The sequence below is a fragment of the Mitsuaria sp. 7 genome, assembly GCF_001653795.1.
Classification (GTDB): domain Bacteria; phylum Pseudomonadota; class Gammaproteobacteria; order Burkholderiales; family Burkholderiaceae_C; genus Roseateles.
On record NZ_CP011514.1, the window covers coordinates 5,518,025 to 5,533,083 of the forward strand.

The window sequence follows — 15,059 nt, forward strand, 5'->3', positions numbered from 1 at the left end:
CCTCAGCCCCAGCGCCCGCCGACGAAGGGATTCGTGCGGCGCTCTTCGCCGAAGCTGCTCTCGGGTCCGTGGCCTGGGACGAAGACCGTGTCGTCGCCCATCGGCCAGAGGCGCTCGTTGATGGAGCGGATCAGCGTGTCGTGATCGCCGCCGGGGAAGTCGGTGCGGCCGATGCTGCCGGCGAACAGCACGTCGCCGACGAAGCAGCGCTTGGCGCTCGCGGAGTGGAAGACGACGTGGCCGGGCGTGTGGCCGGGGCAGTGGCGCACGGTCAGGGTCTCGTGGCCGATCTGGACGGTGTCGCCGTCCTCGAGCCAGCGCGTGGGCGTGAACATCTCGGCCGGCGGGAAGCCGAACATCGCGGACTGCTGCGGCAGCCCCGTGATCCAGAACTGGTCGCCCTGATGCGGTCCGATGATGGGCAGGCCGCGCAGCCGCGCGAGCTCGCCGGTACCGCCGGCATGGTCGATGTGGGCGTGGGTCAGCCAGATCGCCTTCAGCGTCAGGCCCAGGCGTTCGACCTCGGCGAGCAGGCGCGGGATCTCGCCGCCCGGGTCGACGATCGCGGCCTCCCGCGTGACGTCGCACCAGACGATGGAGCAGTTCTGGCGGAAGGGGGTGACGGGGACGGTCTGGTCGCGGAGCGGCATGGCGGGCGTGAAGTTCGGAATCAAAGGGTCGAACTTTGGATCAAAGGGATGAACTTGAAGCTAGGCTAAGCATGTGGTCGTCAAATCAAAGGGTAGAACTTCGCCCGTGGTAGCGCCTCTAGCTGAGGCTTCTTGCCTTAACGAGCGAAGTGAAAAACAACGCCCGACAGTCAAGAAGTTTCTACCACCTCCGTCGCTGTTCACGCTCGCGCAGCAGCAATAGCTTGGAATCGCGCTTCGTCAGTGTGTGCTCTGCGAGCACTGCAAGCACCTTCCCGGTCTGATATGGCCAGCCGGATGGATCATCCCCAAGCGAGGCATACAGGAGATCAAGAACTTCGCGAGGATGCCGTTCCGCGATCTCGGTATGAGATTCGTCAAGCATCGACATGAACGAATTGTTCGACACAACAAGGCTCGGCAGGATGACCACGGAAATCTCTGCGAACCGATCTGGTATCGCAAACGCTAGGTCGACAAGCCGACCGGAGGTGCTCGGCGTTCTGGCAGCGAGCTGTCGGGGCCAGACCTTTGTTAGGAATGGCAGGAGCAATCCAGACCAATCGGCGTCCTCGTCCTTGCTCCAACGCTCGACGTACCAAAGCATCTGCATACGAAAACTGTCTTTGGCATGGATGAGCACTTCCCGCAGCTCGGCGTCGGACAATTGCGGAACATCGTCGCCCCTGCGTTTGGAATTGCTCCAGGTTGCCAGGAGCAAACCGGCAACCGTTCTGGTTTGGTCCCTTCCTGGCGGCTCGGGCGACCTTGCCAGCGTCAACAATCCAGCCTTGAGGTGTGGGAACAGATCGGCGTGTAGCACACGCGAGGTCCACAAAAACCCGGCCCAGAACGCCTGGTTTGCGGTCTCATCGCCATCAGCAAGCACGGACAGCAGGTGCTGGGTAGCCCATTCGCGGTCGGTCTGAAACAGCCATCCCAGATCCGCCGCGATCATCGCAAGCGCCTGATTCCTTCGATCAGTTGGAAGGTCAAGGAGTTGCTCCGTCCTATGTTTCCACGAGGCCGGCAGCCCCTCGCCAGCTTTGTCGTTGTCCGCGAGTTGCTGCCGCTGAGCCAAGGCGAGCCGTCCAGCAGGGCTATTCAGGCCTTCGTCCACCCACCGTCGTTGCGACTTTGAACTTCGCGACGCTGATTGGGGCGAGCGCAATGAGGTGATCATCGCGCTCCATAACGATTCAAAGGTCACGGGGCAATCGCGCTGCAGCTGCTGATGCTTGTTATGGATCCATGCTGACGCTGGGTGAGGAATCGCTGTGAGCTCCTCAACCGTCAGGCTAGCTAGGCGACCAGCAGTGGCTACCAGCAAGCGTCTGGGTGTGACCTCGTCCGCTTGGGAGGAAAGGTAGGTAGACCAAGCTCCGGCTGGGAACAAGCTCGTCTTCTTGGCATGGGTGAGCACACTCAGCGCCCGCGATGGACGCTGCTTGACCAGCCCGCGGAACGGATCCCGATGCAACCGTGTAAAGAAGTCGCGACCGGAGAGTTCTTCCGCCTTCGCAAGCACTTCACCTAGTGGCAGTCCCGCGATTTCGGTGGAATCCGTATCCGCCCTAACGGCAAACACTTCGGAGACCTGAGGCCGCGCTGTGTGCCTGGCCGATTCTTCGCTCCAATCAGCAGCGATTGCTCGAAGCTCAGCTGACGCCGTCTCGTAGTCAAAAGAGAATTGCGCGCCGTGGATCGAAAGCCAGTGAAGTCTGTCCAGTCGTTGATGAGCTGCCATTACAGCGGCATCAGACCGCTCTTCTAGCCAAGGGATTCGGCCGATGAGAAATCGCTCTTCGATCTGCCTTTTCATCTGTGCTGGGAGTTCCGCCCACCGATCTCGCAGAGTGAACAGAAGGTCTCTCTCCTGTCGCGAGGACCAAAACGTTTCGTCATCAATAGCGAGAACCGTCAGGCCGGCTTGCTCCGGCGTAGTGAGACTTCTGTGTCCCGCGGCCCAGATCCTCAACCGGATGAAAACCTGATCCTGCCGAAACGCCCACTGTGCCACCTCGCACGTCGCAGCTTTGGGATCAGTCTCGAAGAGTTGGGAAACCAACTTCGTGAACATCACCAGATGACCGGTCAGACCGTGCGCATCGGCAGCAATTTCCTTTCCATCGTCCGCGCGGATGGTGTCGAAGTACGGAGAGCTCCCTCCCGTCACTTCAAGCTCCAAATCCACGCTGTATTCCAGCGCCTGGCGAAACTGAACGACACCGTAGGCAAGGAGGTCCGCAGGAAATTCGATAGGCTGGTGAGGATGTGGATAGCTGACGTCAAAGCGCACCAGATCGTTCAATGAATCCTCGATGTCCGCTTCAGGCGCGATGGAAGTGACTGGATGCTCCAGTACCAAACGTGGCCTGCAAACATTGACTGCCTCGCGCACGAGCGCAGTTGTCCAACCCTCTGCCTTCGCCTGCGCCGCAATCTGGAAGTATCGGAGATCGGCATCCGCCCTCTGGCTTCGCATGGCCGCTATGGTCATCCGCCATCTGGAGCGAAGCGCAGGCGAAAAATCTTCGCCTTGCGCGAGCCGCCTCTCGATCCCATCAAGAACCATGGGATGTAGCGTCGGATGCCACGCGGCCCACCAAAGCGCGGCAGGCTGATGTGCCACGTTGATGAGCCACATACCAAGATAAACCAGTCGGGTCGGCAGCTCGGTGCCTCCATTTGCGGTCAGACCGGGGCGGTGACCTTTCTGTGATTGACGTGCACTAGGGTGTTCTGATGCTTGGATGCCTAGTCCATCCCAGGCTCCTTCGGGAACCGGCCGCAAAGCATAGTGATCTGCCCCATCAACTGGGGCTGGTGACTCGTCAGAGTCGAGCCCGTACGCATCGAACGGATCGAAATTATCTCCAATGTCAGTGTCCAGATACCGCCGATCAGGCCGCGCATAACGCCGAAGTGGATCAACCACGCAGAGCCAGGTGGCAGGGAGCCTTGTCTCAGGGGCAGCAATGAGCCGAGCGCCTTCCTCAGTCGACATGAGGTGAGCGACCATACCTCGTTCGTGCGGCGCCATCTGAGCGGGCCCAAGCTCTGCTGCGGTCTTGAGCAGCTGCCGGTGCCATGCATTCGCGTCGCGAGCTCTCCCCGCCCAAGCCTCTAGCGAGGTCCAAAGGGCTGCATGGCGATCAGTGCTGTCGTAGGGGATGGGAGTCACGCCCTTGTGAGCCCATTGAGCCAACGCCTCAGATGCGTTCCCAGACTGGAACGCATAAAGAGACTGCGAAGGTTCTGAGAAGCGGCTCAAGGCCTCAAGCAGATACTGCACCGGCGGATCATCTGCGGAATAACCCAGGAAGACGATTCGGAATCGTTTCAGCAAAGCCTGGATGTAGCGCGTCGCCCAACCGTCGGCGAGATAGGCATGGCCAAAGTCCGCGCTGGAGAGAACGAACTCCTCGTCTCGCGCTCCGCGATACGTGGGATCGACGCAACCGTGCAGATGGATGATGCCGTGGAAGTCCTGAGGGCGATGTGGGTCGGGCAATCTTGGGGGATTGAACGATGCAAGGCCTGGCTCGCAATTCTCGAAGAGCGCGTCGAAATTCGTGGTCACCAGACGAGGTACTCCGGCCTTGTCCCTGGACAGGTCGAGGAGCAGTCGATGCGCATCTAACTTTGCATTTCCTGCAGGCTGGAGCGCGATCGCCACGGCTTGGCGAACGTCCGACGAGTCGAACTCACGCTCCAAGAGCCCAAAGATCCGATCTGTGGCAACCGTCCCGGGTTGATCCTTAGCTAGCTTGAAGAGCCGCCTAGCAGGACTATCGAAACCAGAGCCGAGAATTTCCAGAACGCGCTCTGCCAACCTCACGAAGTCCGGAAGTCCTGCTTGCGCCAGCGAAACTCCCGCCCCGCAGAAGAAGAGCACCTGGCCGGCATCCCGCGCCGTCAGAAGTTCGTCGGGAATATCAGGGCCGTTCGGAACAAAGCGCATGTCTCATTCATCCATGGGTTGTTGGCGGCGGGTGCGGTGATGACGTGTCAAGAGACACGGCTCGGCAGGGAGTTGGAGCCCGCTTACAGAAGGTTCCGCACGCTTGAGGTAGATGCAGATGCGGCGATGGGAAGTCGCCTTGGTGCTCGACTGCCTCAGTTCAACGTCTGCAGATGTGCAGGGAGCACAAGCATTGAACCGCCTAGTTCTTTGGTCTGGTACCCGCGGCGCGCTCGACGACCTCGGCGCAAATCATCGCGGACGTTGACATCCCGGCTGCAGAACTTCCCTCGAAAGGCGAGGCGGTCCAGTTCAGAAGTCGTCCGATCACCGCGCACACGCCGCCGCGCACAACGCGACCTCCTGGTTGTTCACGAGGAAGGTATGGTTCGCATGCGGATACCCGACATAGGAGTTGTTATGTGTGCAGCCAGGCGCGTTCCCCGCAAATTCCGGTCGAGATAGATCGCTACTAGACTCACCGACCAACCCATCATTCGGAACGGGCAATCTGCGCTGCAGGTAGTTGTTGATGATTAGATTCTTCCAGTAGCCCTTCCCGAAGTCGAGCTGGCGGTAGCCCCCCGAAATGCTGTGATATGAAACTCCAGACGGTCCCGCTGCGCGACGCAGTCGGTCCAAAAGGGTAGGAGGCGAATCCGATTTGATCAGCTGACGGGCCGAGTCAGCTTGAGCTGCGAAGCCTCGCGGATTCGCTCCGCCTATCGCTTCACCCCAGTAAGCCATGCATCGAGGAACCCAGTTCCCTTGCAGGGTCCCGTCGTTCGGCGTTCCGAGAGTGATGACCTTCCTTACGAAGGCTTCACCGCCCGATAGTGAGACCGCCGCCCTTGCGACAAGTCCACCCATGCTATGTCCCACGAGGACAACCCTGTTCTTCGATACGCTCCCGGCGCTATCGAGCAGTCTCAAAAGGCCGACTAGTGTGGAAGCGGCGTGATCGATGCCCCGGTGGCACGCGTACTCGAACGCGAAGGCTACGAATCCGGCACCGGAGAACTGATGCATCAGATCTCGCATGTAGCTGCTATCGGCAGTGAAGCCATGGATGAAGACCACAGCATTGCCTGCAACGAAGTCGTCATGAGTCGCCCTCGCGCCGTCAGAGTAGCGCAAGATGGCATCGCCTGTTCGCACTAGCCGGTGCTGGGCTGAGCTCATTGCAGTCACGACGGCACCCCAATGGCAAGCATGTGAGCCTCCAGTCGCACCTCCGAATCCCCCGAGCTACCGATTGCATCCGGATCAATGAGGCTCCAGTAGTCGAATGGCGTCAGTTCAGCCCGCGAGCCTTCAACAATGCGAACGCCGCCAACGGTCCGGATTTCTCCACTCGGAAACAGCGCAATAGTGACAAGGGATGACTCTTCCGCGTGAGATATGGCGGGGTGAGCGAGCCGAATTGGAATTGGATCTGGAAGTTTCTCCATGAAGAAATCCGACAGCGCGTTCATATCGCCGCCGAGTCTCACCCGGTACATGACCGTGACGATCTCGGTCGCTTGTGCGTCGGTAGCCCATTGAGGAAGGCGGGTCTTGACTTCCCGCTGCTCATCGGGAGGCAGCCAGCGAGTGTCTCGCGAAACTACGATTTGATCAGGCCCCGATCGGCTTTCGCTCTCAGTTTGTTCGTGTTGAGTAGTCGCGATGTGACGTTGCTGCTCCCCTCTCCAGCCAGCCTTCGGAAGGTCTTTATATGGCCCTTCTATTGAAACACCGATGTAGGCGGCCTGCTCGTCGGTGAGCGTGGTGAGCTGCGCGTTCAGCGACTGCAATTGCAGGCGTGCTACTTCTTCATCCAAGTGTCGAGGGAGCACGTAGACTTGGCCTACCTCGTACTTGGCGCTGTGCGTGAATAGCTCAATCTGCGCGATTGCCTGGTTCGCGAACACCGATGACATAACGTAGCTTGGATGGCCGGTGCCGCACCCCAGGTTCACGAGGCGGCCCTTGGCGAGCACGATGATGCGCTTTCCGTCGGGGAAGACTACGTGGTCGACCTGCGGCTTTATCTCATCCCACTCGTACTGCTCGATCGACGCGATGTCGATCTCGTTGTCAAAGTGACCGATGTTGCAGACGATGGCGTTGTGCTTCATTTGCGCCATATGGTCGTGCGTGATGACATGCTTATTGCCGGTGGCCGTGACAAAGATGTCTGCCTTATCGGCGGCGTAGTCCATCGTGACCACGCGGTAGCCTTCCATTGCCGCGCGCAGAGCGTTTATTGGGTCGATCTCAGTCACCCAGACCTGCGCGCTCAAACCACGCAGAGCCTGAGCAGACCCCATTCCCACGTTACCGTAGCCGCACACTACGGCAATCTTGCCGGCGATCATCACGTCGGTTGCCCGCTTGATTCCATCCACCAGGCTCTCGCGGCTGGCATACAGGCTGTCGAACTTGCTCTTCGTGACGCTGTCATTCACGTTGATGGCGCGAAACAGCAGCTTGCCAGATCGGGACAGTTCCTTCAGGCGATGTACTCCGATCGCTGCCTCCTCGGACACACCAACGATCCTGGCACTCATGCGCGTGTACCAGCTGCCGTCGGCGGCGAGCCTGGCATTGATCGCGGCAAACAGAAGTCGCTCCTCCTCGCTTCGAGGATTGGTGATAACGCTCGCATCCTTCTCGGCCATTTGGCCCAAGTGCATCAGTAACGTGGCGTCGCCGCCATCGTCTAGGATCATGGTCGGGCCCTCGGTCTTGGATCCCTTCGAACCAAACTCGAAGATGCGATGGGTGTAGTCCCAGTAGTCCTCCAGGGTTTCGCCTTTGTAGGCAAAAACTGGAGTGCCCTGCGCTACCAACGCGGCGGCGGCGTGGTCCTGCGTGCTGTAGATGTTGCACGAAGCCCAACGCACCTCGGCGCCAAGCGCCTGCAGTGTCTCCACCAGAACAGCGGTCTGGATCGTCATGTGCACACTGCCGGCGATGCGCGCACCTTTCAACGGCTGGATAACGGCGAAGTCGCGCCGGATCCCCATCAGCGCGGACATCTCCTGTTCCGCAATGCAGATTTCCTTGCGCCCCCAGTCGGCGAGTGTCAGATCGCCCACTGCAAAGTCACTCTCGGCCGGTTGCGGGAGAACGCGCACCACAAGGACTCCTCAAAGTTTGAGCTCCCCAAGCATAGCCGGAGCGGTCGAAGTGGCGCGGTGGTCTATACGCGGGGCCATGGGCATCAAGCGAGGCCCGCTCCGGGATCTGCGAGTTCCCACGGACCCGCAAGCCCGTAACCGTAGCCTGCAGGGCGTCAGTGTCCGAGCCTACAAACTCGAAGCAGACCTCAGCGTCATGCTGTCCGGCCAAGAAGGGCTGGATCGCCCGCTGAGTCGGGCCGGCACATGCGTATCGCCACTTTCCCGGCGTCTAAGCCGATGAAGCGTCATTCCTTCTTGCGAAGCCGTCACAGGGCTAGCGCGAGCCCTCGTAGTCGCGCAATACCGCACCACTATGCGCAATGAGCCGCTCTCACACGCTATCCTCAGTCAGCAAGCGTAATGGGTAGAGCCAAGTTGTGACCCATATGCCTTCAGCCAGCCATTAGTTCGAGCACCCATTGGTGTACACCGAAGCCGCGGCTCGAAGTCGACTGCCTACGGCTGGGAATAGTCTTTCGGGCCGCCCGCTCCATGTCCGCTTTTGCTGGCGGATTCAACCAGTCGATGCAACGCGCTGATCGCCGCGAACGTGCCATGCAACTGGTCTGGGATGCGCAGGCGGCCCCAGTCAAACCGGGCACCCTGGGCATCATCAGCAACAGAGTCGCAACCAGTAGCGACAGTCACCGACAGCATGGCTGTCACGACCAGTGCATGCGGTCGAGGCTGGCCGGCAAGGGCGCGCGGGCTACCAGCACGAGCAGACTGACTGGGCAACCTCCTCAACGTCCGAAAGAGCTTGTCTCTGCCGCCGTCATCAAGGTTGATGGCGGATCGCTTGACTTCATGATTGCCGAAAGCAACATCGGCAATTTGAATGGAAAGGGTGGAGGCGATGAAGGTCACAGGGACGCTAGGGCTGAACCATGCCCGCCGTGAGGCCCGCCTGGACGAAGTGGCGAGAAGCTCGCTGTTGACCACCGACACCAAGCCAGGCCACCTCTCCGACCGAGGTTGTGAGGAGGCATACAAGTACTTCAGCAATCTGCCAGGATTTGGCCATGGAACACGGATTGAAGTCGATGGCACGTCAACCTACGTGTTCGGGTTTGGATATGCGTTACAGATCAAGCTCTAGGGAGGGGTGATGAAAAGGACTCTGTTGACGACGACGCTGCTGCTGTTGTCTGGATCGATTCAGGCGCAGGAGCTGAAGCTGCACGAAGTGACGCGCCTCAGATCCGCTTCTGTTGCCGCATCGGTCCCCGTCGAGCCGACCGATCTGAGTGTGCGGTCTCAAGCGAGTCCGTACATCGAGATCTATACGCCTAAGGTCTACAACAACTTCGCACTGCGAGTGCGCTTGGAGCAGATCAAAGACCGCATTGCCACACTGCAAGGGATCGACGCAAGCAAGCTGACCCAGCAGCTTGGAACGATCCAGGGCGCGTCTGTGCAGAGGGTCAACGCGGCAATTCAGGCCAATGCGTTGCCTACAGCGGGGGTTGTCAACAAGGCCACCACAACGACGCCGGCGGGCACGTCGACCACGCTGAACACGACGGAGCTCACTCAGAACACCGCAAGCCCTGCAGGTGCTACGACGCCTGGCGCGGCGAGTACGGTCGCCAAGGAGAGCACGTCTTTGCAACTGATGACGCCCATGTCCCAAGGCTCAGGCACTGACGTCACGACCACAACAACCTCATTCACGCCATCGATCCCGACCCTGCCTTCGGCGGGTACCTTTGCTGCGCCTACCCAGGTCTCGCAGGGGGCATTGAACGCTCTGGCGGAGCAGGTGCAGCTGGAGATGGAGTTGGCGACGGTGCAGACGCTGCTGGAATCGCCCCTGAACTCTGAGTACTCCCCGAATGGAAACGGGCGCATGCAAGTGACGATTGGCGTGCCAATTTCCGTTCCAGCGATGGCCAACTATGAGACTCGGGGAGAGGCGGTCGAAGTTCTAGTTGCCGTGTGCGCGGCGCAGCTTGGCTCTCCGCAAGCGGTACCGGAAGCAGCCAAGCCGCTTCTGGTGAACTTGATCCCGAGAGAGAAGACCTACAACATCGCCGCCATCACCAACAAGTCTTTCGGAGTGGGGCTCGGCGCGATCGCCGGCGTATTCAGCGTCGCTGGCAACTTCTCTTGGACGCGCGATACCTATTACATCGTTCGCGCTCAGGATACGGTCGCGTTGCTCGGGCATCAGTCCTCTCCGTACGATGGAGTGTGCGAAGGGGGCGCTAGGCCCTTACGTTTCGGCTGGCTGTTCAAGCCGGTACTTGGTCAAGAGGTGGTGTCCGCAGGTCTGCGGGAGGCTTTGGTGCAGCTGTCGATCCCTCGGCCTGACCGGGGTGCGACGATGCGCATGTTCATTGAAACGCGCTGGAGGAAGTTCGAGAAGAAGACGGGCACCGTCGGTCGGGTGATCGAGGAAAGCAGACGCTCGGAGAACTTCAATGTCCCTGCGTTGTTCGACACGTTGAATGTGCTCGACATCGCGTACCGTGATGCGCGTCAGAACAACAGCTCCATCTCGATCGCGGGTCATTTTCTGAGGGGGACGAAGGTGCGCTTGGGAAACACGGAGGTGATTGGAGTGGAGAATACCGGGCGCTCGCTGGAGTTCATTGCATCGAATGCAGCACTCGCTACCGCCAACATCATCGTAGTCAGCCCCGACGGGGAGTACGTGAACCTTGACCGTTCACTCTATCCACCGCTGACAGCAGCGGAGTCCTCGGACCCCCGGGCAAACATCGTCCTAGGGAGCTTTGCGAACGACCACTTGGCGCTGAACGATTGTCTCAGTTCGAAAGATCCGGTTTGTTCGGTCGGGAAGGCAGTCTTTGCGACGCTGGATCCTAAGGAGGTCCGAAACGCCCGAATCAAAATGAAGGGCGGTAACGAGTGCGCCATCGTTGCCAACGATCCGGAACGCCCTTGGGGAGGCGCCTCGGTCAGGCTTAAGAGCTCCAGCATTGCGGAGGTGACCCTGCCCATCAAGCAGTGCCTCAGCATCAAACCCATCGCTGGCGAGTATCCGTTGATTGCGCGCATCGGAGACTCGCTGTTCGGGTTCCCCGGCGACAGGCTTGAGATCAGAGGCAAGGAAGTGGTCTTCGATGCGCCGCGTTCGGTGGTCGAAAACAGCCGGATCGTCGAACTCAGCAGGTTCTTACTGGGCGAGCAATACCGAAACACCTATCGGTTGGATGCAGCATCGCACTTCCGCGTCGACTCGATCGCGCTGAATTCGGTTCTGAACGACAGGCTTACTTTCCTCGTCCTGGGCAACAACCTTGAGGCGGCAACGACCAGGATCGTGCCAACACCTCTGCAGAAAAGCGTGGTGGTCTACGAGGGAGGAGTCGCGCTTGAGTTTGCGCTGAGCAAGAAAACCGCCGAGTCGGTCAAGAAGGTGTTCTTCCAGAACGGCGACAAGGGGGCCAATGACAAATCCGTCTTCGTCTTCGATTTGCCGCAGGCGGAGGTGAAAAAGCAGGCGAAGACGGAACCTGAGGATCCTCGTGCGTTCAAGATGACGCTGACCGGGACTCTGCCAAAACAGTGAGCCGACGCGAACCAAAAGCTATTGGAAAAGAGCCCACTGCGTCTCTCACAAGGCGCTCCTCGAAGGTACTCGATCCGAGACACTTCCGCGGCGGATGATGACAAGAGAAGAGCTTCCAGCGCTTTGGCTGATCGATGAAGCGTACTTCGACGACACCCAGGCATTGCCTCTCACCTGCACGGCACCGCTGAGGATCGTCCTCAAGGACGAGATCAGCCCGTCGGCGTTCGGCGAATTCGTCGTCACGCCCGACTCCCATAACGTCTACCAAGCTATGACGTTGCCATAGTTCCTCGTCTGAAATCCGTCCTCGGAACGTGAACCTTGCAATGTGCTTCACGTTGGGTACCTGGAGGCTCTGCATGTTCGCGTTGGTGGTACCGAAGAATGCCAGACGAGCTTGGTCCTCCGTTGACAGAGCATGTTGGTATGTATGAACGCCTGAAGTACGCCGAGCATTGCGGCGGCGTACGGGGGATCGGGGAGCAACCGATTCGGTCCCTTGATTTGTCGCCGTGTCCGACGCCAGATGCTCCAGCGGATCCTGTTCAGTCCTTTCCAACAAGGCGGCCCAACGTCGAAGCTATCGCTGATCAGAGGGAAGGCTGGGGGAACCTGCAGTTCGGTCCTTCAATTCGGCACCTCAGCGGTGGACTTCGGACGCCCGCATTAGAACAGCCGACTCCGCGCCGGGATCGTCCGCGTCAGAACGCGAGCACGTACGGATAGATCAACCGGCCCGAGGCCATGGATCTCGGCGAGACCACCACCTGCTTCGAATCGTCGAGGAACTGCTCGGCCCGATGACCCTCGACGCCCTGGAACTGGACCTGCAGCACGCGAGGCGTCGTCCACTCGCCGTTCACGCCGAACTTGACGGTGCCCATGACGGTCTCGAAGCTCGCCTCGCGGGCGTAGGCCGACAGTTCGGCGTCCTCCAGTCCTCCCGTGGCCTCCACGGCCTGCGCGATGACCTGCATCTGGGCATAGGCCAGCGGCACCATGTAGTGCCCCAGCGGATCCACGCCGGCGGAGGCGGCGCGGGCGCGGTAGGTCTCCAGCAGACCCTGGACGCCCTCGAACATCAATCCGGGGGAGGGCACCCAGTACTCGTAGTTCACGAAGCCGTTCAGCAAGGGGCCCAGCGATGCCTTCACCGTCGCGTTCTGCGGGCCGATCATCGCGGCGCCCACCATGCCGGGCCGGAACGCATGCGCGTGGATCGCCCGGACCAGGCCGATCGAGTCCTGCAGGTAGGAGCACAGGAACAGCAGATCGCACCGGCTCTTCGCGACGGCGTCGATGACCGGCGTGAAGTCCGCCGTCGCCAGCGGATAGGTGGCTTCATGGACGACCTCGAAGCCGTACTTCGCCGCGTTGGCCTTCGCACCCAGGATGGGATTGCGGGAGAACTCCGCGTCCGCCGACAGGAGTCCGACCGTCCTGGGTCGCGGGTGCTGCTCGGCGGCGAGCGCGAAGAATCCCTCCGTGAGCGCGGCGTTCGGATCCGGGCCGGTCGGGATCATCGCGAAGTAGTTCGGGTAGCCGAGCGTGTTGTTGACGCCCAGCCCCATGAGGCCGACGAAGAACCGTTGACGAGCCATGATCGTCGGCATGGCGGGCAGGAGCGTGCCGGTGCCGTACCCGCCGAAGACGAGGTCGACCTGGTCGTCGTCCATGAGACGTCGATAGAGCGCCGGCACCTTCGAGGCGTCCGACTGGTCGTCGTGGCAGATCAGCTCGACCGGGCGGCCCAGCAGGCCGCCCCGCCGGTTGATGTCGTCGAGCCAGATCTGGTGCGCGAGGCGCGCGGCCTGCCCGTTGCCGCCGACGGCGCCGCTCAATGACAGGACGTAACCCAGGCGGATGGGCGCGGAGGAGGCGTGCGGGTGCTCGTTCATGGCTTGGCGATCAGGAACACGGTCAGGGAATGGATGACGCCGCCCTGGAAGTGCGCGATGTCCATGCCATCGACGACGGACGCGCCGTCGCGAGGCCCGGAGCCCCATCGCAGGATGCCGATGCCGTGATGGCCCATCGCGGGACCCTGCGCGCGGAACGCGAAATCAGGCGGCAGCGTGGCGAGCAGCTCCGACACGGCGTCGTTGATCTCCGCGTGGCCCTTGGCCGTGCGCTCGGGTTCGTTCAGCACGGCATCCGGCGCATACAGCGTGGTGATCGCGGCCAGACGCTTCTCGGCGTCGTGCTCGCCGAACACCTGCGTCAGGTTGGCCTGCATCAGACGGTCGTAGTCGATGGGTGCTTCTGCTGTCGGTTGGTCAGACATCTCGTCCTCTTTCACTTGTCGTCAATCGGGAAGTGCCGTGTGTCGTGTCGCGCGAAGGCGCGTATCACCGCGGACCTTCGGACCGCCTGGCGTCCTGCGTCCACGGCGACGTCGATCTCCTGGCGCGGGAGCGTCAGACGGGTCTCGATCGCCCGCGCCCGTGCCGCCGTGGCGGGCTCGGCGTTCTGGAAGCCGAGCAGCTCGACGAGGATCTCCACGTCGTCGCAGCGCCAGCCGGCGGGCACGCCGCCAAGGGCATCGATGTCGCTCGCACTCAAGGTGCATCGATGCCGGACCAGGGCGTCCCGCCACCGCTGCATCGCGGCCTGGAAGGAATCCGCCGCCAGGCGCGCGGCGGCATCGATGGCGGCATCGGTCGCCGCCATCGCGGAATCGATCCCGTCGGGTCCGTCGAGCCGGCGATTCCAGGACCCGCTGGGACCGCGCCCCGCATCCACGACCAGGAAGAGCAGCTTGCGGACCCGCACGGCATCGCGTGCCGTCATCGGGCTGTGGGCGTTGCTCGCGATCGCCCGCGAGATCAGGAGACTGGACAGGCCGAAGTTGTCCGTCACGCCGCCGTCCACGAGCATCACGTAGCCCGGGCCGTCCGGATCGCGATAGCTCCGCATCGCTTCCGCCACCGATCGCAGCAGTCGGGGCGCAGCAGCGTTCTCCAGGGTGGGCCGGAGGTAGGCGGGCTCGGGGATCGGACAGTCCGTCGGGAAGGTCCTCAGCACCGTCGGCCTGAAGACCAGCGGCACGGCCATCGACGCGGCCACCGCATCGGCGACCGGGAACTGGCGGAGGTCGGAACACAGCGCGCCGAAGATCCCCGGCAGGAAGGGGAAGCTGCTGCGGTGATAGAGATCGGTCGCATTGATCCAGAGGTCCGGGCGTCGCTTCGCGTACAGGTCGGCGAAGGTCGCGTGCTGGAAGACTTCGTCGTCCATCACCTGCGCGAAGTTCGAGCGTTCATTGAGTCCGCCTCGCAGCATGCGGACCCAGTTCGCCGGCGAGGCCAGGCTCAGGTTCATGTGCGACTCGAAGTCGCGCGTCAGCACCCGCTCCTTGATACTGGACAGGCCCTCGCGACCATTCAGCACGTAGTACGCCGCGGTCAGCGAGCCGCCCGACACCGAGCTCATGAAGGCCAGTGAATCGAGCAGGTCGCCCTGGCTCGTCTTCTCGGCCGCCAGGCCTTCGAGCACGCCGGCCGCGAAGGCGGAGGCCCTCAGGCCGCCGCCCGAGAACGCAATGCCGATGGTGTATTCCTGGACGAGGTCTTGGGGGCGGCCCATCTCCGGCGCCACCGCCTGGTCCAAGGGAACGTTTGCGGGCGGGCGCGGTGCGGTCGCGCAACCGCCCAGCGCGACCGCGGCCGCCACGGACATCACGGCCGTCATGGCCGCGCGGAGCGAGCCCGCCACGCGCATGTCATGACCCCCTGCGA

The 15,059-nt window shown here is 61.5% G+C and carries 10 protein-coding genes and 1 pseudogene; 3 read left to right on the top strand and 8 right to left on the bottom strand.

Features of this window, described 5'->3' with window-relative positions:
* Positions 1-2: 2 nt before the first annotated feature.
* From ABE85_RS24245 to ABE85_RS27180, 3 genes are all read right to left on the bottom strand, one after another.
* Complete coding sequence (locus ABE85_RS24245; RefSeq protein ID WP_067283485.1) at positions 3-650, bottom strand: MBL fold metallo-hydrolase; 648 nt, start codon at positions 648-650, stop codon at positions 3-5.
* Between the two features lie 181 nt (positions 651-831).
* On the bottom strand, positions 832-4,614 hold the full coding sequence (locus tag ABE85_RS24250) for an SIR2 family protein (RefSeq protein WP_067280898.1): 3,783 nt from the start codon (positions 4,612-4,614) through the stop codon (positions 832-834).
* A 327-nt stretch (positions 4,615-4,941) separates the two neighbouring features.
* A complete protein-coding gene (locus ABE85_RS27180; protein ID WP_310732609.1) occupies positions 4,942-5,655 on the bottom strand; it encodes an alpha/beta hydrolase in 714 nt (237 codons plus the stop codon).
* Here ABE85_RS27180 and ABE85_RS28600 point away from each other — a divergent pair.
* Positions 5,572-5,775 carry a hypothetical protein gene (locus tag ABE85_RS28600; RefSeq protein WP_231993370.1) on the top strand — a complete coding sequence of 68 codons (204 nt, stop codon included), beginning with the start codon at positions 5,572-5,574 and terminating at the stop codon, positions 5,773-5,775. The genes ABE85_RS27180 and ABE85_RS28600 overlap by 84 nt on opposite strands.
* Before the next feature lie 551 nt (positions 5,776-6,326).
* Here the strand turns inward: ABE85_RS28600 and ahcY are convergent.
* Both ahcY and ABE85_RS27785 read right to left on the bottom strand, forming a co-directional pair.
* Positions 6,327-7,739, bottom strand: a pseudogene (gene ahcY / locus ABE85_RS24255) (adenosylhomocysteinase); the annotation flags it as partial.
* Between the two features lie 498 nt (positions 7,740-8,237).
* The gene (locus ABE85_RS27785) at positions 8,238-8,648 is read right to left on the bottom strand and encodes a hypothetical protein (protein WP_157522872.1); all 411 of its coding nucleotides are present in this window, start codon (positions 8,646-8,648) and stop codon (positions 8,238-8,240) included.
* A gap of 256 nt (positions 8,649-8,904) precedes the next feature.
* On the opposite strand from ABE85_RS27785, the gene ABE85_RS24265 reads away from it, so the two are divergent.
* Both ABE85_RS24265 and ABE85_RS24270 read left to right on the top strand, forming a co-directional pair.
* Positions 8,905-11,319: a hypothetical protein gene (locus ABE85_RS24265; protein WP_157522875.1), complete on the top strand. Its 2,415-nt coding sequence runs from the start codon at positions 8,905-8,907 to the stop codon at positions 11,317-11,319.
* 94 nt (positions 11,320-11,413) lie between these two features.
* Positions 11,414-11,608 (top strand): hypothetical protein, encoded by a 195-nt coding sequence (locus tag ABE85_RS24270; protein WP_067280904.1) that lies wholly within the window; start codon positions 11,414-11,416, stop codon positions 11,606-11,608.
* A 415-nt stretch (positions 11,609-12,023) separates the two neighbouring features.
* Here ABE85_RS24270 and ABE85_RS24275 read toward each other — a convergent pair whose 3' ends face one another.
* From ABE85_RS24275 to ABE85_RS24285, 3 genes are read right to left on the bottom strand one after another with little or no spacing between them, the layout of a single operon-like run.
* Positions 12,024-13,220 (bottom strand): amino acid ABC transporter substrate-binding protein, encoded by a 1,197-nt coding sequence (locus ABE85_RS24275; protein ID WP_067280907.1) that lies wholly within the window; start codon positions 13,218-13,220, stop codon positions 12,024-12,026.
* Positions 13,217-13,606, bottom strand: a complete 390-nt coding sequence (locus ABE85_RS24280; RefSeq protein ID WP_067280909.1) for a nuclear transport factor 2 family protein — start codon at positions 13,604-13,606, stop codon at positions 13,217-13,219. The genes ABE85_RS24275 and ABE85_RS24280 overlap by 4 nt, the downstream gene beginning before the upstream one ends.
* A gap of 11 nt (positions 13,607-13,617) precedes the next feature.
* Complete coding sequence (locus tag ABE85_RS24285; RefSeq protein WP_197507146.1) at positions 13,618-15,036, bottom strand: patatin-like phospholipase family protein; 1,419 nt, start codon at positions 15,034-15,036, stop codon at positions 13,618-13,620.
* Positions 15,037-15,059 lie beyond the last annotated feature (23 nt).